Raw genomic sequence first — 18567 nt, forward strand, 5'->3', positions numbered from 1 at the left:
CATGTCCACCGGGCGTGGGGTACCCTAGAGAAAACACAAGAACAGCCCGAAGATGATGCCCGTAAGCACCATGCAGCTGGCATAGAACACCGAAACGCCGTCCTCGATGTCGGCCGCAGTGGCCATATCGCGCCCGGGATTGTTGATCATCGGCTCTGCCACGAGGACGCCGCCATAGACCCGGGGGCCGGCGAGCTGGACATTGAGCGCACCGGCCATTGCCGCTTCCGGACGGCCGGAATTCGGCGAGCGGTGCAGGCCGCCATCGCGCATCGCCACCCGAACCGCTTCTCGGCTGGCACTGGTGCCGCGCCTGATCCAGGCGCCGGCGGCGATCAGCAGGATCGAGAGGCGGGCAGCCGGCCAGTTGGCGATATCGTCGAGCCGGGCCGCCGCCCAGCCGAAATCGATGTATTTTTCCGACCTGTGGCCGATCATCGAATCGGCTGTGTTCAGCATCTTGTAGACGAGCAGTCCCGGCAGGCCGAAGACGGCATAGCAGAGCGCCGGCGCCACCACGCCATCGGAGAAATTCTCGGCAAGGCTTTCGATCGCCGCGCGACACACGGCCGGTTCGTCCAAAGTCTCGGGATCGCGCCCGACGACGCGTGAGACCGCGGATCGCCCACCGGCAAGCCCCTCGTCGCGTAAGGCGACGGCAACGGCTGCGACATGATCGGCAAGACTTTTTTGCGCCAGGAAGATCGCCACCAGCCCCGTTTCCAGCAGAATGCCGGCAAGGCCGAACAGCGCGAAGAACCGGTCGAACACGAACCCTGCGGCCCCTGCCAGAAGAAGCAGCGCCAGGATAGCGGCGACGCCGTTCATCCGGCGTTGCGAACCCGTCAGGCTTGATGGATTGAGCTGCTGGTCGGCATAGGAGATCGCCGCGCCGAAGATGGCGACGGGATGCGGCACCCGCGACCACAGCCATTGCGGATCGCCGACGATCCGGTCGAGCAGGAGCGCCAGAAGCAGCACGAGAAGGTTTTCGTCGATCGTCATTGCTCAAATCTCTGAAGGGCTTGGCTAAGCCGCCTGTCCGCCGCCACATCGGGCGTCAGCCCGAAACGCAGCCACTCCGGCGCATAATCGAACTTGCGGACGAGAATATGATGGCGGCAGAGATGCGTGTAAATGTCGCCGGCTCTCGCATCGGCGACAAGGGTAAACAGCGCCGTCCCTCCCGCCATCCGCAATCCCGCGCCCTTCAGCACTGCATGCAGACCGGCGCAACGCTCATTGATGCGGCTGCGGATCGGAGCAACGTCCGAGCGCAGCAGCGAACCTGCAATCGAAAGAGCCGGGCCGGAGACCGCCCAGGGGCCGAGCCAGTCTTCGAAACGCGCGAGAATATCATCCCGCGCAATCGCAAAACCGAGCCGCAGGCCGGCAAGCCCGAAAAACTTGCCGAAGGAGCGGAAGATGATCAGGTTGGAAAGTTCTTGCACGCGAGCTGCGAGGCTCAGCGCCGGATCGGTATCTCCGAAAGCCTCATCAACGACGAGAAGCCCGCCTGCCGCTTTCATTCTGTCGTGGAGGGCAATCAGCGTTTCGGCCGGCGAGGCCCTGCCGTCTGGATTGTTCGGATTGACAACGACGGCCAGCAGATGCTCGGCGCGGACCGCGGCGACATCGCCGACCGCATCGACGGCAAAACCGGCCGAGGTGAAAGCCTGAGCATATTCCCCATAGGTCGGCGACACCACGGCCACGGCAACCCTCTTGTCCGTCGTGGTTCCCCTGCCCGCCTCGATGAGGCGCGGCAGAAGCTGGATCACCGATTGCGTGCCGGGCACGGGGAGCGGCAGGATCTCACCGCTGCCATAATGATCACGCGCCGCGCGCCTTGCCTCATCGACGAGATGCCGGTCCGGCAGGCGATGCCAGGCCCTTGCCGGAATGTCAGGCAGAGCGACGGGGCACGGATTGATGCCTGTGGAAAGATCGAGCCAGTCGTCCAGCCTGCCGCCGAAGATGGCGGCAGCGGCGGTGATGCCGCCGCCATGGGCGATCGGTGCGCTCATGCGGCAGCTCCGGCCAGATCGATCAGATGCATGTAGGAGCCCGCCACCTGGTCGCGCCGGAGCCCGGCAGCACCCAGATCGGTCCCGAGTGCATCCTGCGTTGCGAACAGTCGCTTCCCCTCACCCTCGGAGACGACGGTGGAATAGTGGAATTCATGCGCCGTCATCGTCCGCGCGAAGAAGGCGCCGTCGAGCGGCATGACGCGGCGATAGCCCAGATGACGTTTCCGCTTGGCATAGCTGGTGACGACGGGCAGCAGGCCGAGCATTTCGTGGCGGCGCCCTTCCGCGTCGATCAGCCCGTCGCCAAGCACCATGTAGCCGCCGCACTCGCCGTAGATCCTGATGTCGCGCGCCGCCGCGTCAAGCATGCCGGCGCGGAAATTCTGCGCCTCTGCGAGCCGCCCGGCATGCAGCTCGGGATAACCGCCGGGCAGATAGATCGCATCGGCATCGCCAGCCGGCGCCTCGTCGGCAAGCGGCGAGAAGAAGGAGATCGCAGCACCCCGGCGACGCCAGCCGAGCAGCATATGCTCGTAGGAAAAGGCAAAGGCGACATCGCGTGCCACCGCGATACGGGCGCCCAGCGGCATCAGCCGGTCGATATTGGCGGCCGATGGCCGGTTGAGCCCCTGCCTGGCGATGCGCAGCAGGAATTCGAAATTGCATTCCTCGGAGACGGCATCCGCCGCGTGATCGATGAAGCTTTCAAGGGTCGCATGTTCACCGGCTTGGACGAGACCGAGATGGCGCTCCGGCAGGGAAAGCGCCTTGTCGGTGCCGATGACGGCGATGACGGGCATACGGATAGCTTCAAGGGCCTGGCGCAGCATCGCCTCGTGCCGGTCGCTGCCGACCTTGTTAAGGATGACGCCGGCAACGCGGACATCGGCGCGAAAACCGGCAAAACCGGCAACCAGCGGCGCCACCGACTGCGACATTCGCGAGGCATCGACGACGAGCACCACGGAAAGGCCAAGCTGGGCGGCAAGATCGGCGGCCGTGCCCTTTCCGTCAGCCGCGCCGTCGAAAAGCCCCATCATCGCCTCGATGACAAGAATGCGGTCGCCTGAGCGGTGAAGAGCTGAGTTGGCCGAGATCAGCTCGGGGCGCATCGCCCAAGGGTCGAAATTCAGGCAGGGCGCGCCGCTTGCCGCCGCATGGAAGGCAGGGTCGATATAGTCAGGGCCGGCCTTGCCGGGCGCGACCGCAATACCGCGCCGGCGAAGCGCCCTGAGCAGCCCGAGCGTCACCGTCGTCTTGCCGGCGCCGGAGGAAGGGGCTGCGATCAGGAGGCCGCTCATGCCCGCACCTTGCCTGACCGCCGGAACGGATCGGGCAGTAAGCGCCGCCCAGCCAGTGCACCGAGCCAATCGAGTGAAGCCCGGAGCCGCACCACCTCGCCGACGACGACTACGGCCGGCGGTTCGAGCCCTGAAGCGGCAACAGCCTCGGTCGCCTCTCCGAGCGTCGTCTCCAGCACCTGCTGCCGGCCGGTCGCGGCATTGCAGACGAAGGCGACGGGCTCGGATGGCAGCCGGCCTGCGGCGATCAGGCGGGCGCTGATCTCGGCGATATGCTTCATCGCCATGTACATGACGATGACGGGCGAACCTCGGCCGATCGCCTCCCAGTTGATCCTGTCGGGCACGATGCCGGAAGAATCATGGCCGGTGAGGAAGGTCACGGCATGGTTGATGTCGCGATGCGTTACCGGGATGCCGGCATAGGCGAGCCCGCCGATGCCGGCGGTGATGCCTGGCACGATGCGGAAGGGGATATTGTGCTCGACCAGCGTCAACGCCTCCTCGCCGCCGCGGCCGAAAACGAAAGGATCGCCGCCCTTCAGCCGCAGCACTCGCTTGCCGGCGCGCGCCAACTCCACCAGCCGCAGCGAAATGTCGCGCTGTTTCGCTGAAGGCTTGCCGCCGCGTTTGCCGGCATATTCCACCAGCGTTTCCGGCCGCGCCAGCGCCAGGCATTCCTCATTGACCAGCGCATCGTGGACGATGACGTCGGCCTCGAAAAGCCCCTTGGCGGCGAGCAGCGTCAAAAGCCCGGGATCGCCGGGACCGGCGCCGACCAGCCAGACGCTGCCCGGCTCAAGCACCGGAAGATGGGAGAATGCGGCATCGATCATGTTGCTGATCTAGGCCCCGCAAAGGGTAAGGTCAACGCCGCGCCCGTCACCTCACTGGAAGTTGCTGAGATTGCTATGACTCACTTTGTGAAAAGGCGGATTCGATTTCGCAACAAACCCACCCAACAATATGAATACATTATAATATCATCACAAAGGCTAGCCGCGGCGCGGCCGGCCTTCCAGTCCGTCAGGCGGCAAGCAGCGTGTTGCGGATGAGGTCGATGACCTTCTCCGAATCGATGCCGGTGCAGACGATCTGGCTTGGCAGGCCGTCCCATTCTCCATCAGGCGGAAAATGCCGGCCGTCCCGCTTGACGATCGTCTGGCCATCGGCGATGCCGCCGCAGACAACACGCACCGCACCCGATATCGACGAGAACAGCTCCGGCGCCACGGCATAGACACAAGCGCAGCTGTCATGCACCATCATGCCGTCTTCGACCGCATGCTTGTAGAAATCGATGTAGGACTGCGAGAGTGCGTCGAGCTGCTTGACCGCCTTGTCACCCCTCGCTGCCATTTCGCCGAGATAGCTGCGGCTCATCGTGGTGATTGCGGTGACGTCGAGGCCGATGACGGCCACCTTCCACGGCGCGGTCATGATGATGTCGGCAGCCTCGGGATCGCCGTGGATATTGGCCTCGGCGACCGGCGAAACGTTGCCCGGCACATAGAAATTGCCGCCCATGATGACGATGTCCTTGACCAGCGTCGCAATCTCGGGGTCCTCCTTCAGCGCCAGCGCCAGATTGGTCATCCGGCCGACGGCGACAAGGCGTACCTCGCCCGGATGGGCGCGCACCGTATCGATGATGAAGCGATGCGCCGGGCGCGGATCGAGCGGCAGGTCGATCGTCTCGGGCACGTCGATATCGCCGAGGCCATTATCGCCATGCACCATGGCCGGCCATGGCCGCTCCGCGCGCGCGGCATCGATGGTGACGCTGGCGCCCTTGGCAACGGGTGCCGGAATATCCCATTCGCGCTTCAGGAAGAGCGCATTGCGCGTCGTCGTCTCCACCGAGGCATTGCCGAAGACGGTGGTGATGCCGAGAAGGTCGATTTCGGGATGACGGTGCAGGAAGAGAAGCGCCATGGCGTCGTCGACGCCAGGGTCGGTGTCATAGATGACTTTATGCATGAGATATCCTCTGAATGTGAACCGCGAAGCTGCCGGACGGCGCCGCGAATTGCCGCCACCATAACGTCCACTAGGCTTTCTGCAACCCGCTGCGGGCAACTGCCGCCGTCGCATGTGCAGATTTGATCTTGGCGACAGCAAGCTCGGCATCCGGCCCCGCAGCCGCCAGCGCGGCGGCCTCGGCGACCCCATGGCAGCCGACACGGGCAAAGACGATCGCAGAGGGATTCGCGAGCCGCGGCGTCTCCTCTTCAAGCCGCGGCGCGTCGAAGAACACGGCAGGCACGGAAAAATGCGCGGCAACAGCAAGGATCGCCGGCTCCAGTCTTCGGCTGTCGATCGAGGCAATGGCTGCGAGTTCCGCCGCGCCGATACCGGCTACATCGAGCGCCTCGATCGCAAGCGCCACTACCTCTGCAGGCGACGTCCCGCGCTCGCAGCCGAGGCCGAGCACGTGGAGCCTCGCCGTATCGAAAGAGATATCGCTCATGGAAACCGTCAAATACGCCCTGCCCATGTCGTTGCAGCCATTGCAGCTTGGGACGGCAAATGCAACAAGGCCGTCCGAAATCCCTCCCCGGAATACCACCTTGCCCGATATCGCCTTTCATCTGCTTCTGCTGCTCTGCGCAGCGGCTTTCTTTGCCGGTTTCGTCGATTCTATTGCCGGCGGCGGCGGCCTCATCACCGTTCCCGTCATGCTGATCGCCGGCATTCCGCCCATCCAGACCCTCGGCACCAACAAGGTGCAGTCCCTCTTCGGCGCCGCCTCGGCCACGATCGCCTACGCCCGAAAGGGTCATATGCAGCTTGCTGAACAATTGCCGATGGCGCTGACGGCCATCATGGGCGGGGCGCTCGGCGCGGCACTCGCCACTATTGTTCCAGGCCAGGTGCTACAGGCCATCATGCCGGTGCTCCTGGTGGCGATCGCCATCTTCTTCGCCGTCAAGCCGAACCTCAACGACCTCGACACGCACCGCAGCGTGACTCCCTTTATCTTCGGCCTGACGCTGGTACCCGTCATTGGCTTCTATGACGGCGTCTTCGGCCCCGGCACGGGCTCCTTCTTCATGCTGGCCTTCGTCACGCTCGCCGGCTTCGGCGTGCTGAAGGCGACGGCCCACACCAAGCTTCTCAATCTCGGCTCGAATTTCGGCGCGCTGATCGTCTTCGCGAGCTTCGGTGCGATACTCTGGAAGATCGGCCTGTTGATGGGTGCCTGCCAGTTCCTCGGCGCGCAGCTGGGCTCGCGGCTTGCCATGCGCATCGGCGCAAAGCTCATCAAGCCGCTGCTCGTGATCGTTTGCGTCGCCCTTGCGGTGAAGCTGCTCGCCGACCCGGCAAATCCGCTGCGTGTCTGGCTCGGCGTCTGACCGAACCCTCGACCATCTTCCATTACCTCTGACGTAATTGATAGGATGCATCGCCTTCCCGCATGATCGGGCTGCCTGGATTTGACGGGCGATCAAAGGAGATGACCTGATGAACGACGCAAACACCAACGCAGAGCGCTATCTCGCCATCTGGAATGAAACGGATGCCGCTCGCCGCCGCGCTCTCATCGCCGAGAGCTGGAGCAAAGCCGCGACCTATATCGACCCGCTGATGCGCGGCGAGGGCCATGAGCAGATCAACTCGCTGGTCGAGGCCGTGCAAAGCCGCTTCCCCGGCTTCCGCTTCGCCCTGATCGGGGCGGCCGACGGCTACGGCGACAACCTGCGCTTCTCCTGGGGCCTCGGCCCGGAAAATGATGAAGCGCTGATCAAGGGCACGGATTTCGCCGAGCTCGAAGGCGGCAAGCTGAAATCCGTCCGCGGTTTCATAGATTTGCTGCCGGAAGCCGCCTGATGACGCCGACCGCCCGCTCCCTTGGAGACCATCTGCGCGAATGGCGCCAGCGCCGCCGCATGAGCCAGCTCGACCTCGCGCTGGAGGCGGAGATCTCGCAGCGGCATCTGAGCTTCATCGAGAGCGGGCGCTCGACACCGAGCCGCGACATGCTGCTGCATCTTGCCGAACGGCTCGACGTGCCCCTTCGCGATCGGAACCCGCTGCTGCTCGCGGCGGGTTTCGCTCCTGTTTTTGCCGAACGCGCCCTCGACGATCCCGCACTGGAGCCGGCCCGTCGCGCCATCGACATGGTGCTGAAAGGGCACGAGCCCTTCCCGGCAATTGCCGTCGACCGCCTTTGGACACTCATCGCAGCCAATGCGGCCATCGCTCCGCTGCTCTCAGCCGTTGCCGACCAGTCCCTGCTCACACCGCCCGTCAACGTACTGCGCCTCAGCCTGCATCCACAAGGATTGGCGCCCCATATCAAAAACCTCTCCGAGTGGCGCGCCCACCTTATCGGCAGGCTGCGCCAACAATTCTCGGCTTCGGGTGATCCAATGCTGGAAAAGCTTTTGAAGGAGTTGCTGTCCTATCCAGCGCCCAAAACTGCTGGCGAGGTCCATCCCGACTATGCCGGCATCGCTGTTCCCCTTCAGCTTTCGACCAAGGCCGGCTTGCTTTCGCTGATCTCGACAACGACGGTCTTCGGCACCCCCGTCGACATCACTTTGTCGGAACTCGCGGTCGAATCCTTCTTTCCGGCGGATGAGGAAACGGCTGCCATCCTGCGCAGCCTCTCGCTCAACTGACCGCCTCAGAACTCGACGCCCGGCTGACCTTTGATGCCGGAGCGGAAGGGATGTTTGATCAGTTCCATTTCGGTGACCAGATCGGCGATCTCGATCAACTCCTCCTTGGCGTTGCGCCCCGTCAGCACGACATGCGTCATGGCGGGCTTCTCGCTCTTAAGAAAGGCAACTACTTCGTTGATATCGAGATAGTCGTAGCGCAACGCGATGTTGATCTCGTCGAGCAACACCATGGAATTGCGCTCGTCGCGGATCAGCTCTTTGGCCTTTTCCCAGGCGGCCGAGGCTGCGGCGACATCGCGGGCGCGGTCCTGCGTTTCCCAGGTGAAACCCTCGCCCATCGTGTGGAACTCGCAGAGATCGGAGAAATGCTTCTCGATCAGATCGCGCTCGCCGGTCCACATTGCGCCCTTGATGAACTGCACGACGGCGGACGGCTTGCCATGGGCGATGTGGCGGAAGATCATGCCGAAGGCGGAAGACGACTTGCCTTTGCCTTTGCCGGTATGGACGATGATCAGGCCCTTGCCGTCGGTCTTGGTCGCCATGATCTTGTCGCGCGCGGCCTTCTTCTTCGCCATCTTCTCGGCGTGGCGCGCGTCGTCTTTTCCGGTTTCGTTTCCCGGGATCTCGTTCTCTGGTGCTTCGTCGCTCATTGGTCACCTCATTCTATTGTCTGGCGGCCAGGTCGAACCGGGCCGAATTGCTGCGCGGCGTCCAGAGGCTGCGCTCGATTGCTTCGCGCAGCCGCTCCCTCATCTCGTCGAATGCCGCCGGGTTTTTCTCGATCATGAAGTCACGCACGGCCGGATCGGCGACGAAGGCCTGATAGACGGCCTCGAAATGATGAGCGCCAACCGCACCCGTCGTCGCCGAAAAGGCGAAGAGATAGTCGACGGTGGCGGCAATCTCTGCCGCCCCCTTGTAGCCATGGCGCATGACGCCCGCGATCCATTTCGGATTGACGATACGCCCGCGCACCACCCGGCCGATTTCCTCTTCCAGCGAGCGGATCACCGGCCTTTCCGGCCTGGAATGGTCATTATGATAGATCGAAGGACGCGCGCCGGCGAGTTGCTCGGCGGCGGCGGCCATGCCGCCCTCGAACTGGTAATAGTCATCGCTATCGAGCAGATCGTGCTCGCGATTGTCCTGGTTCTGGATCACGGCTTGCACCGAACGCAGCCGTTCTTCGAACAGGCCGCGTTCGGCCTTGCCCTCCTCGCCTGCACCATAGGCATAGCTGCCCCAGACGAGATAGGCCTCGGCGAGATCGGCGCGCCGCTCCCAGCCCTTTTCATCGATCAGCGCCTGCAGGCCGGCGCCATAGGCGCCGGGCTTCGAGCCAAAGACGCGATAGCCCGCCCGGCGCCTTGCCGAGACTTCGTCAAGACCGGCAGCCGCAAGCCTTGCCGCTTCGCCACGCATGCGCGTCGCGATCGGATTGTCGGCCTCGTCCTCTTCAAGCGCGCCGACGGCACGGATCGCCTTGTCGAACAGCGCGATCTGCTCGGGAAAGGCATCGCGGAAGAAGCCGGAAATGCGGAGCGTCACGTCGACGCGCGCCCGCCCGAGCATCGCCGGCGGAATGATCTCGTAGCCGGTGACACGGCGCGAGCTCATGTCCCAGAGCGGCCTGACGCCGATCAGCGCCAGCGCCTGGGCGATATCATCGCCGCCGGTGCGCATGTTTGACGTGCCCCAGGCCGTCAGCCCGAAGGAGACAGGCCATTCGCCGTGATCCTGCACATAGCGGCGGACAAGCAGCTCCGCCGATTTCTTACCGAGCTCGTAGGCGGCCGGCGTCGGTACGGCGCGGCTGTCGACCGAGTAGAAATTGCGGCCGGTCGGCAGCACGTCCGGCCGTCCGCGCGTCGGCGCGCCGGAGGGTCCGGGCGCAACGAAGCGACCGTCGAGGCCCTTGAGCAGGCCGGCGATCTCGGCGGGACCGCAGGCGAGGATGGAGGGTTTGAGACGGGTGTCGATTTTGGAGAGCACCGATCTGGTTTGGAGCCAGAGGGCCGGACATTCCATTTCGCCCGAGACGAACTTTGCCGCCAACAGTTCGATGCGCTCGACGGTGTCTCCGTGGGTTCGCCATGGGGTGTCGACGATATCTGCGAGGACGTCAGGACGTGGGCCTGTCCAGGGAACGGTCATATTGCAGTCGAGAGGGTCGAAGGTGGAGGCACCCCCATCTGCCCTGCCGGGCATCTCCCCCACAAGGGGGGAGATCTGATCGGCGAGAGCTCCTCCCCAAACAACCGATGTAAGGCTGCGGTCCGGCCCCTTGCCGATCTCCCCCCTTGTGGGGGAGATGTCCGGCAGGACAGAGGGGGGTGTCACAGGCACGGCGCTCAATCCCGCATCCACCGCAATCGCCCTTTGCAAACTCGCATCCCCGCCCTCGCCCAACCCGCGCGGCACCCGCGCCAGCGCCACGGTGAGATCCGTCAACAGCCGCCCCTCGGGCGAAACGCCGAACACATGCAGCCCGTCGCGAATCTGCATTTCCTTGAGGTCGCAGAGATAGGCGTCGAGCTTCTTCAGCGCCTCACCCTCGCTTTCACCCTTGGCAATGCCGGCATCACGGTCGAGGCCGATATCGGTCACCAGATCGAGGATCTGGCGGCTGAGCAGGCGGATGCGGCGGGGATCGCCGCCGGAGGCCTCGTAATATTCGTCGACCAGTGCCTCCAGATCCTTCAGCGGCCCGTAGCTCTCGGCCCGGGTCAATGGCGGCGTCAGGTGGTCAATGATGACGGCGGCACTGCGGCGCTTGGCCTGCGTGCCCTCGCCTGGATCGTTGACGATGAAGGGATAGAGGTGCGGCAGCGGCCCGAGGATCGCCTCGGGATAACATGTCTCCGACAGCGCCAGCGCCTTGCCCGGCAGCCACTCGAGGTTGCCGTGTTTGCCCATATGGATGACGGCATGCGCGCCGAACTCGCGGCGCAGGAACGCATAGAAGGCGAGATACCCGTGCGGCGGCACAAGATCCGGCGAATGATAGCTCTCTTTCGGATCGATATTATAGCCGCGCGCCGGCTGGATACCGACAAGCACCCCGCCGAAACGGGCGAACGGCAGGGCGAAAGCGCCCCCGCGAAAATATGGATCGTCTTGCGGGCCGCCCCAGCGGGCTCGCATCTCGTCCTGAATCTTTTTCGGAAGAGATCCCAGGAAGCTGTTGTAGCGACTCAGGGAAAGCGTCTCGCGGATGATCTTGCCGTCATGGCCGGAATTGGTCGGCCCTTCCATCAGATGCCGTATCAACGCGTCGCCATCGGCCGGGATGTCCGCGACCGGATAACCCGCCGCCCGCATTGCCTCCAACACCTCGATGGTGCCGGCCGGCGTATCGAGGCCGACGCCGTTGCCGAGCCGGCCGTCGCGATTCGGATAGTTGGCCATGACCAGCGCGATACGCCGGTCGCCGGCGGAAGTCTTCCGCAGCCGCGCCCAATTGGCGGCAAGCTCCGCCGTATAACGTACCCGGCCAGCATCCGGTTCGCTGGCGACAATATTCGTCTCGACGGCAGCATCGTAGCGCGCCGCCGTCTTGAAGGAAACAGCCCGTGCCAGCACCCGCCCGTCGACTTCAGGCAGCGCCACGTTCATGCCGAGATCGCGCGCCGACAGACCTTGCGAGGAAGCGACCCACGCCTCCCTCGACGAGGCCGAGAGGATCGCCTGCAGCACGATCGCCTCATTCGCCTCCAACACCGTCGGCTGCCGGTCTGCACCCGGTGCCGAGACGGCAAAGCCGGTCGTGTTGATGACGACATCGGGTTTCAGCGCCGAAAACACGCTTTCGAGAATGCCTGTGGAAACCGGATCCTTCAGGCTATAGGCAAAGACCGGCAGCGGCCGGAGACCGAGTGTCGCCAGCGCTTCGACCAGTGCTTCGATCGGTCCGGTCTCGCCGCTCTGCACCAGGGCGCGGTAGAAGCTGATGGCGACGATGGGGGAAGAAGTGGGTTCGAATCCCGCCTCTTCCCTCGAACTTGAGGTACCCCCCTCTGTCCTGCCGGACATCTCCCCCACAAGGGGGGAGATCGGCAAGTCGCTTGGGCTTCTCACAAAAGAAACGTTTGAAGACGCCGCACCTTTGGCCCGGGAGATGGAACGAGACCTCTCATCTTCGATCTCCCCCCTTGTGGGGGAGATGTCCGGCAGGACAGAGGGGGGTGTCCCTAGCTCAACCGACAAAGGGACAGCCACACGCGAAGACACCACGGCAGTAGAAACCAGCCGCCACTCCTCAACCCCAATCAGTCCCCGCCCCGGCCACCAGATCCCGGCCTTCATCAAGGGCGCCGCCGGTGCCGGCTTCTCCGTGCCCGACAGCATCGCCCCGGCATAATCGAGAAACGCCCGCGCATTGGCATCGCCGCCCTCGATCAGATAGGCCCAGAGCGCGTTGAGATCGTCCAGATCAACATTGGAAAAAGGAATCAGCCCCGCATCTGGCCTGGCATCGCCCGGCAGCACCGCGATCAATGCACCGACGCGGGACGCTGCCGCATGCAGCGCTTCCAACGCATAATGGAAATAGCTGGCGCCCCCGAGCGCCCGCAGGACAATCAGCTTGGCATGCCGCGCGGTGCGCTCGACATAGGTGTCGACGGACATCGGATGCTTGAGGCTCATCAGGCTGGCGAGCCTGAGCGAATACGGCCCACCGCGCTCGCGATGGGCGGCGGCGATCGCGGCAAGCTCGGTATCGGCAGCCGACAGGAACAGGATGTCGCCCGGCGTCTGCCCGAGGTCGATCGCCTCCTCGCCGTCGCTGATCGTTCCCTGCTGAGCCAGAAGCAGATGCATCGGTCTATGCCAGCGCTTCGATCGCTGCCCGCACCGCGTCCTGATCCATCTCATGCAGGCCGATGACGACGAGGCGCGTGGCGCGTCTTTCACCAGGTGCCCAGGCGCGGTCGAAATAGTGGTCGATGCGGCTGCCGACGGCCTGGATCTGCAGGCGCATCGGCTTGCCTGACACATCGACAAAGCCCTTGAGGCGCAGCACGTCATGCGCAGCGATGATCGTCTTCAGCGACTCGATAAAGCCGGCGGGATCGGCAACCGGGCCGAGATCGACGACGAAGCTGTCGAATTCGTCATGGTCATGCGGCGCACCGTCTTCATGCTCCAGCTCGTGATGCGACTTGCGATTGGCGACATCGTCCTCCGTGCCGATGCCGAGGCCGAGCAGGATGCCGGCCGACACCTCGCCATTCCTCGCTTCGATCATCACGGGTTTGCGCACCGTGCGGGAGGCGACCTCGTCGCGCACCCTGATAAGGCCGGCAGCGTCGATCAAGTCTGTCTTGTTGAGCACGATGAGATCGGCGCAGGTGAGCTGATCCTCGAACAGTTCCTCGATCGGGCTTTCGTGATCGAGCGATTCATCTTCGGCACGGCGCGCGTCGACGGCATCATGATCGTCGGCAAAGCGGCCGGCGGCAACAGCCGCGCTGTCGACCACCGTGATGACGCCGTCGACGGTCACCTGGGTGCGAATGTCGGGCCAGTTGAAGGCGGCGACCAGCGGCTGCGGCAAAGCAAGGCCAGATGTTTCGATGACGATATGGTCGGGACGCTGTTCGCGCTCGAGCAGCTTGGTCATCGTCGGGATGAAGTCATCGGCGACGGTGCAGCAAATGCAGCCATTGGTCAGCTCGATAATGTCGTCCTCGGTGCAATTCTCGGCACCGCACCCCTTCAGCACATCGCCGTCGACGCCGAGATCGCCGAACTCGTTGATAATCAGCGCAATCTTCTTGCCGCCGGCATTGGTGAGCAGGTTGCGGATCATCGTCGTCTTGCCGGCACCGAGGAAGCCGGTGATCACGGTTGCGGGAATCTTCATTAACTTAACCCTTCATTTTCAGCGGCAGGCCTGCCGCGATGAAATAGACCTCAGTGGCTTTCGCCGCGATCGATTGGTGCAGCCGGCCGGCATGATCGCGAAAATCCCGCGCCATGCGATTGTCGGGCACGATGCCGAGACCGACCTCGTTGGAAACGAAAACGAGCCGCGCCTTCGCGGCGGACAGGAAATCGGCAAGCGCGGCAAATTCCGCCACCATGTCGCGCTCCTCGATCATCAGATTGGTGACCCAGAGCGTCAGGCAATCGATCAGCACGATGCGCCCTTCGCCGTCGATGGCAGTGAGCTTGCCGACGAGATCGATCGGCTCTTCATGCGTTGTCCAGGACGGACCCCGATCGGCCTTGTGCTGGACGATGCGCGCCTGCATCTCCTCGTCCCAGGCGCGGCCGGTCGCGAGATAGTGGCGGTCGAGGCCGGTTGCCGTGACGAGGGATTCGGCGAAACGGGATTTGCCGGAGCGGGCGCCGCCGAGGATGAAGGTGGCCGCCATACTCAAACGCCCCTCAGAGAGCGTGCGTAGCCGTGGCCTGTTCCGAATGCACCTTTCTCGGCTAATGAGGGTGTGACACCCCCCTCTGTCCTGCCGGACATCTCCCCCACAGGGGGGGAGATTGAATCGCCGAGAGCTTTTCTCCAAACAATTGATGTAGGACGACGGTCGTGCTGCTTGCCGATCTCCCTCCTTGTGGGGGGGATGTCCGGCAGGACAGAGGGGGGTACCCAGCATTCGACAAAAGCGGCCGAAAACATTCCTCTTGCAGCGCTGCTTGGAGGCGTGGCGTGCGCCGCACCAGGCCGCGCCGAATTCAATCGTTCAGCCAAGACAACCTCCGTGCTGGCAACGGGCATAGTGCCCAGGTGTGGGCTTCTCGCCCGGCACGCATGGCAGGTCTCCTGGCTCGCGGTTATCGGCCTCGATCGGGGCAGACCGGAAACCGGTCGCCCTGATCGTGCCAGCGGATCATCCTCGCCTTCCCGGCTGCATCAGTGAAAAGGTGGACGATTCGTAGACTTGAGAGGCGTCCGACCCCGGTTGATCACCATGCATATCCAGTGGCTTTTCCGGCATATCGCCCATCCCGCCCGCTTGCATCATTGCAAGCCGCCGGCCGGAAGGGCCTGATGCCGGATGGAAGACCCTGACCGCTCTACAGTCGCGGGGTCGGCTGTGATGAAGGCGCCCGGCTTGGGTCCGCCCCGTCACATTCCCTTTTCATCCGGAAGGGCGCTACACCGATCCGGAACCATCCGTTGTCAGGATGGTCAGTCGACCATCCGTTATCGGGATGGTTAGGCAAGCGCAGGGATGAAGTCAACCGGCCTTGGCGGCCGCCCGATGGCTGGCCCTGCGGCGTGACCACCCAAACACGACTTACCCTACCTAAAATATCGTCATTTATCAGAGACTTACGTCACCGAAATTTATTCAAACCGCCGGCTTTTCGCCGCAATTGCATCGCAAGCGGACTGCGCGACCATCTCTGCCCTTGACCGGGCCTCTCCCCGCCTAGTTGTCTAGCCATGCTTATGAAATTGGATCGGCGCCGTTTTCGTGCGCTGCGTGTATTCTTAGATCCGGGACGCCTGCGGGCTCTGACCCGGCGCAGCGAGGTCGGCCTGTCGCTGGCGGGCGCCGTCGTCGGCGTCATCTCGGGCCTCGCCGTCACCGGCATGAGCTACGTCTCCAACGAGCTGCATCAGCTGGTCTTCGGCATCGCCGACAGCGAAAGGTTGAGCTCGTCCGAGATCGAGAACAAGCTGCTGCTGCTCACCGCCCCCGTCATCGGCGGCGCCCTGCTCGGCCTGCTGCTTTTCGTGCTGGCGAAACGGCGCAAGAAGCCGATGGTCGACCCGATCGAAGCCAATGCGCTGCATGGCGGCCGCCTGTCCCTGACCGACAGCATCATCGTTGCCGTGCAAAACCTGATCTCCAACGGTTTCGGCGCCTCGGTCGGCCTGGAGGCCGGCTATACTCAGCTTGCTGCCGGCCTCGCCTCGAAATTCGGCCTGAAGCTGCAGCTTCGCCGCTCGGACCTGCGCACCCTCGTCGGTTGCGGCGCGGCCGGCGCCATCGCCGCCGCCTTCAATGCGCCGCTGACCGGCGCCTTCTATGCTTTCGAGCTGATCATCGGCACCTATACGATCGTCTCGCTGACCCCGGTCGTCGTCTCTGCCCTTGTCTCCACCCTGATCGCAAGGCTGCTCGCCGGCAGCGATTTCACCATCGATATCGGCAGCTTCGGCTCGGTCGTGCCGGCCGATTATATCCCGGCGCTGCTGCTCGGCGCTTCCTGCGCCGGTGTCGGCATCCTGATCATGCAGGGCGTCGCTTTTGTCGAGGAGCTGGCGCGCAAGAGCTCAATCGCCCCACCCTTCCGCCCGGCGCTCGGCGGCATCATCGTCGGGCTGTTGGCGATGATCTCGCCGCAGGTACTCTCGGCCGGCCACGGCGCACTGCATCTCAACCTTTCCCATGAGGTGGCGATCCCGACTCTGATCGGCCTCTTCCTCTTGAAATCCTTCGCCTCGGCGATCTCGATCGGCTCCGGCTTCAGGGGCGGGCTGTTCTTCGCCTCATTGTTCATGGGCGCCCTGCTCGGCAAGCTCTTTGCCTATTGCGGCCCCTATTTCGCCGATGCGACGCTGACGCCCGTCATCTATGCCGTGGTCGGCATGAGTTCGCTTGCCGTCGCCGTCATCGGCGGGCCGCTGACCATGACGTTCCTGGCGCTCGAGATCACCGGCGATTTTCCGATCACGGCGCTGGTGCTCGCCGCCGTCATCACCTCCTCGCTCGTCGTGCGTTCGACCTTCGGCTACTCTTTCGCCACATGGCGCTTTCATCTCCGCGGTGAAAGCATCCGCAGCGCCCACGACGTCGGCTGGATCCGTAACCTGACAGTCGACAAGCTGATGCGCGCCGACATCAAGACGGCAAGGGCGGGCATCTCTCTGGAGGAATTCAAGCAGGCCTTTCCGATCGGCTCGACCCAGCGCGTCATCCTCGTCGAGGAGAGCGACAAATATGCAGGCCTCGTGCTGGTGCCGGAGATCTACGCCAACCCGACCGACGCGCAGGACGAGGGCAAGGCGCTTGCCGATTTCATCCACTACCGAAACGATTTTCTGCAGCCGCAGATGAATGCCAGGCAGGCCGCGGCGATTTTCGACAAGAGCGAAAGCGAAGCGCTCGCCGTCGTCAACAACCTGATCGAACGCAAGGTGATCGGCCAGCTCAGCGAAAGCTATACGCTGCGCCGCTACAGCGAAGAACTCGACCGCCGCCGCCGCGAGGTCTCAGGCGAGATCTGAGCAAGTCGGAACACGCCGTCGTCAGTCGGCGTCCGCGAGCTTGAAGACGTTGACCGGCTTCGAAACTCCGCGCAATTCGAAGGAGCCGAGACATTCACTGGCAACGGCAGTGGTGACGGCGAAACTCTCCGACATCAGCAGATGGTGCCCAAGCGTGCCGCAGAGCTTTTCGAGCCGCGAGGCCTCGTTGACTGCGCTGCCGATGACGGTGAAATCAAGCCTGCCACGTGCGCCGATATTTCCGTAGAAGACCTCGCCGAGATGCAGCACGACATCGACGCCGATGTCAGGACCTCCATCATTCCTCCGCTGACCATTCAGCACCTTGTTGGCTTCCAGAATATTCCTTGCCGAAGCCAGTGCGGCCATGCAGGCCTTTTGCGGATCTTCAGCATCGGTAGGAAAGATCGCCAGCACGCTATCGCCCATGAACTTGAGGATCTCGCCCGAATTTTCCTCGACATGCCAGCCGATCAGCTCGAAATGTTCATTCAGAAACCCGGCGATTTCGCCCGGCTGATACACCTCGGTCAGCGCCGTGAAGTTTCTCAGGTCCGCAAGCAGGATCGCAGCGTTGATCGCCCCTCCCTTTCCCCTCTGAATATCGCCTGCAAGGATGCGTGCACTTGTCTTGGCGCCAGTATAGACGGCAAGGATATCCGATGCGGTTTTCGATGCCGCAATACGATAACAAGCCAGCCCCAGCGCCGGGAAGAGCTTCGCGACGATCGCCAGTTGGTCGTCAGAAAATCCGCCCGGCCTGTCGCTTGTGAGAGACAGACTGACCCCGCGCAGCGCAGCCTCCTTCGGAAATTCCAGCAGGCTGACCAGGTGATCCGTGCCGCCGCCATCCGCGAATTCCGCAAGCTGCGGGTAGTCATCGACACCCTCGCCCTTGGCGATGTTCCAGCGACCTGACGTTTCGCTGCGGCCCAAAAGATAGTAGATCGGGGTCTTCTCGAAATTCAGCACTCCCGCATTGCCATATTCGGCATTCTCGATCGTGGTCGCACCGCCGCGCACGAAATTGGCCGAGACGCCGCCATACATGGGATGAATAGACGGCATTGAAATGCTTCCCCGCCAGATCGGAAAGCCATCCGCGATCAGCCGATCGCACAATCCGGCTATCAGCTCGGCAATATGCTCAGCCGTGATTCCGTGTTCTATAAGCCACTGAATATGATTGTTAATTTCCGAACCTCCAAATGACCGACGCAGTTTATGGTCGGAAATCGGGCAAATGGACGGCGATGATCACCGGGGTTGCCATATCAACCAATAGTCGAGTCAGGCAGATATTTCTAGCCGTGGTCTCCGGCAACGACAATCAGTCATTCGCCTGCCGACGAGGAGCTGTGAGAGTGCCGCAGAAGTGAAAGATGGTGCCGCAGCGCCTACGG

At 63.4% G+C, this 18567-nt stretch carries 15 protein-coding genes and 1 riboswitch; of the genes, 4 read left to right on the top strand and 11 right to left on the bottom strand.

All coding sequences use genetic code 11. From position 1 onward, the window contains the following. Nucleotides 1–24: 24 nt before the first annotated feature. The 6 genes from cbiB to OIU37_RS04635 form a co-directional block, all read right to left on the bottom strand. A complete protein-coding gene (cbiB, locus tag OIU37_RS04610; RefSeq protein WP_171602786.1) occupies nucleotides 25–1005 on the bottom strand; it encodes an adenosylcobinamide-phosphate synthase CbiB in 981 nt (326 codons plus the stop codon). Beyond that, nucleotides 1002–2027 carry a threonine-phosphate decarboxylase CobD gene (gene cobD, locus OIU37_RS04615; protein ID WP_180694884.1) on the bottom strand — a complete coding sequence of 342 codons (1026 nt, stop codon included), beginning with the start codon at nucleotides 2025–2027 and terminating at the stop codon, nucleotides 1002–1004. Before cobD ends, cbiB begins: the two co-directional genes overlap by 4 nt. Next, on the bottom strand, nucleotides 2024–3331 hold the full coding sequence (locus OIU37_RS04620) for a cobyrinate a,c-diamide synthase (RefSeq protein ID WP_180694883.1): 1308 nt from the start codon (nucleotides 3329–3331) through the stop codon (nucleotides 2024–2026). The genes cobD and OIU37_RS04620 overlap by 4 nt, the downstream gene beginning before the upstream one ends. Next, entirely contained in the window at nucleotides 3328–4167 is an 840-nt protein-coding gene (gene cobA / locus OIU37_RS04625) for a uroporphyrinogen-III C-methyltransferase (RefSeq protein WP_240603073.1), read from the bottom strand. Before cobA ends, OIU37_RS04620 begins: the two co-directional genes overlap by 4 nt. A gap of 190 nt (nucleotides 4168–4357) precedes the next feature. Further along, nucleotides 4358–5311, bottom strand: a complete 954-nt coding sequence (locus tag OIU37_RS04630) for a nucleoside hydrolase (protein WP_264256050.1) — start codon at nucleotides 5309–5311, stop codon at nucleotides 4358–4360. Nucleotides 5312–5381: 70 nt separating this feature from the next. Next, nucleotides 5382–5801 (bottom strand): cobalamin biosynthesis protein, encoded by a 420-nt coding sequence (locus OIU37_RS04635; protein WP_264256052.1) that lies wholly within the window; start codon nucleotides 5799–5801, stop codon nucleotides 5382–5384. 100 nt (nucleotides 5802–5901) lie between these two features. On the opposite strand from OIU37_RS04635, the gene OIU37_RS04640 reads away from it, so the two are divergent. From OIU37_RS04640 to OIU37_RS04650, 3 genes are all read left to right on the top strand, one after another. After that, nucleotides 5902–6687 (top strand): TSUP family transporter, encoded by a 786-nt coding sequence (locus OIU37_RS04640; RefSeq protein ID WP_264257446.1) that lies wholly within the window; start codon nucleotides 5902–5904, stop codon nucleotides 6685–6687. Nucleotides 6688–6796: 109 nt separating this feature from the next. Then, nucleotides 6797–7162, top strand: coding sequence for a nuclear transport factor 2 family protein (locus OIU37_RS04645; RefSeq protein ID WP_264256054.1), 366 nt, complete (start codon nucleotides 6797–6799; stop codon nucleotides 7160–7162). Next, the gene (locus OIU37_RS04650; protein ID WP_264256055.1) at nucleotides 7162–7956 is read left to right on the top strand and encodes a helix-turn-helix domain-containing protein; all 795 of its coding nucleotides are present in this window, start codon (nucleotides 7162–7164) and stop codon (nucleotides 7954–7956) included. Before OIU37_RS04645 ends, OIU37_RS04650 begins: the two co-directional genes overlap by 1 nt. Nucleotides 7957–7961: 5 nt before the next feature. Here the strand turns inward: OIU37_RS04650 and cobO are convergent, their stop codons facing one another. Genes cobO through cobU form a run of 4 tightly spaced genes read right to left on the bottom strand, consistent with a single transcriptional unit; the run spans nucleotide 7962 to nucleotide 14342 of the window. Then, nucleotides 7962–8612 (bottom strand): cob(I)yrinic acid a,c-diamide adenosyltransferase, encoded by a 651-nt coding sequence (gene cobO, locus OIU37_RS04655; protein ID WP_264256056.1) that lies wholly within the window; start codon nucleotides 8610–8612, stop codon nucleotides 7962–7964. Nucleotides 8613–8625: 13 nt separating this feature from the next. Continuing rightward, the gene (cobN, locus tag OIU37_RS04660; RefSeq protein ID WP_264256058.1) at nucleotides 8626–12783 is read right to left on the bottom strand and encodes a cobaltochelatase subunit CobN; all 4158 of its coding nucleotides are present in this window, start codon (nucleotides 12781–12783) and stop codon (nucleotides 8626–8628) included. A 4-nt stretch (nucleotides 12784–12787) separates the two neighbouring features. Further along, nucleotides 12788–13828, bottom strand: a complete 1041-nt coding sequence (gene cobW / locus OIU37_RS04665) for a cobalamin biosynthesis protein CobW (protein WP_264256059.1) — start codon at nucleotides 13826–13828, stop codon at nucleotides 12788–12790. A gap of 4 nt (nucleotides 13829–13832) precedes the next feature. Then, nucleotides 13833–14342, bottom strand: a complete 510-nt coding sequence (cobU, locus tag OIU37_RS04670) for a bifunctional adenosylcobinamide kinase/adenosylcobinamide-phosphate guanylyltransferase (RefSeq protein ID WP_240603070.1) — start codon at nucleotides 14340–14342, stop codon at nucleotides 13833–13835. A 376-nt stretch (nucleotides 14343–14718) separates the two neighbouring features. Further along, nucleotides 14719–15116: riboswitch (cobalamin riboswitch) on the bottom strand. 257 nt (nucleotides 15117–15373) lie between these two features. Between cobU and OIU37_RS04675 the strand changes: the two genes are divergently transcribed. Continuing rightward, nucleotides 15374–17164 carry a chloride channel protein gene (locus tag OIU37_RS04675; protein WP_264256062.1) on the top strand — a complete coding sequence of 597 codons (1791 nt, stop codon included), beginning with the start codon at nucleotides 15374–15376 and terminating at the stop codon, nucleotides 17162–17164. 21 nt (nucleotides 17165–17185) lie between these two features. Here the strand turns inward: OIU37_RS04675 and OIU37_RS04680 are convergent, their stop codons facing one another. Next, on the bottom strand, nucleotides 17186–18232 hold the full coding sequence (locus OIU37_RS04680; protein WP_264256064.1) for an adenylate/guanylate cyclase domain-containing protein: 1047 nt from the start codon (nucleotides 18230–18232) through the stop codon (nucleotides 17186–17188). Between the last annotated feature and the right edge of the window lie 335 nt (nucleotides 18233–18567).

This window comes from Rhizobium sp. BT-226 (genome assembly GCF_025847085.2).
In the GTDB taxonomy this organism is placed as follows: Bacteria; Pseudomonadota; Alphaproteobacteria; order Rhizobiales; family Rhizobiaceae; genus Rhizobium; species Rhizobium sophorae.

Excerpts from the sequence above, each read along its gene's own strand:
- cbiB (WP_171602786.1), bottom strand. The coding sequence starts at position 1,005 with ATGACGATCGACGAAAACCTTCTCGTGCTGCTTCTGGCGCTCCTGCTC.
- cobD (WP_180694884.1), bottom strand. The coding sequence starts at position 2,027 with ATGAGCGCACCGATCGCCCATGGCGGCGGCATCACCGCCGCTGCCGCC.
- OIU37_RS04620 (WP_180694883.1), bottom strand. The coding sequence starts at position 3,331 with ATGAGCGGCCTCCTGATCGCAGCCCCTTCCTCCGGCGCCGGCAAGACG.
- cobA (WP_240603073.1), bottom strand. The coding sequence starts at position 4,167 with ATGATCGATGCCGCATTCTCCCATCTTCCGGTGCTTGAGCCGGGCAGC.
- OIU37_RS04630 (WP_264256050.1), bottom strand. The coding sequence starts at position 5,311 with ATGCATAAAGTCATCTATGACACCGACCCTGGCGTCGACGACGCCATG.
- OIU37_RS04635 (WP_264256052.1), bottom strand. The coding sequence starts at position 5,801 with ATGAGCGATATCTCTTTCGATACGGCGAGGCTCCACGTGCTCGGCCTC.
- OIU37_RS04645 (WP_264256054.1), top strand. The coding sequence starts at position 6,797 with ATGAACGACGCAAACACCAACGCAGAGCGCTATCTCGCCATCTGGAAT.
- OIU37_RS04650 (WP_264256055.1), top strand. The coding sequence starts at position 7,162 with ATGACGCCGACCGCCCGCTCCCTTGGAGACCATCTGCGCGAATGGCGC.
- cobO (WP_264256056.1), bottom strand. The coding sequence starts at position 8,612 with ATGAGCGACGAAGCACCAGAGAACGAGATCCCGGGAAACGAAACCGGA.
- cobN (WP_264256058.1), bottom strand. The coding sequence starts at position 12,783 with ATGCATCTGCTTCTGGCTCAGCAGGGAACGATCAGCGACGGCGAGGAG.
- cobW (WP_264256059.1), bottom strand. The coding sequence starts at position 13,828 with ATGAAGATTCCCGCAACCGTGATCACCGGCTTCCTCGGTGCCGGCAAG.
- cobU (WP_240603070.1), bottom strand. The coding sequence starts at position 14,342 with ATGGCGGCCACCTTCATCCTCGGCGGCGCCCGCTCCGGCAAATCCCGT.
- OIU37_RS04675 (WP_264256062.1), top strand. The coding sequence starts at position 15,374 with ATGCTTATGAAATTGGATCGGCGCCGTTTTCGTGCGCTGCGTGTATTC.
- OIU37_RS04680 (WP_264256064.1), bottom strand. The coding sequence starts at position 18,232 with ATGCCGTCTATTCATCCCATGTATGGCGGCGTCTCGGCCAATTTCGTG.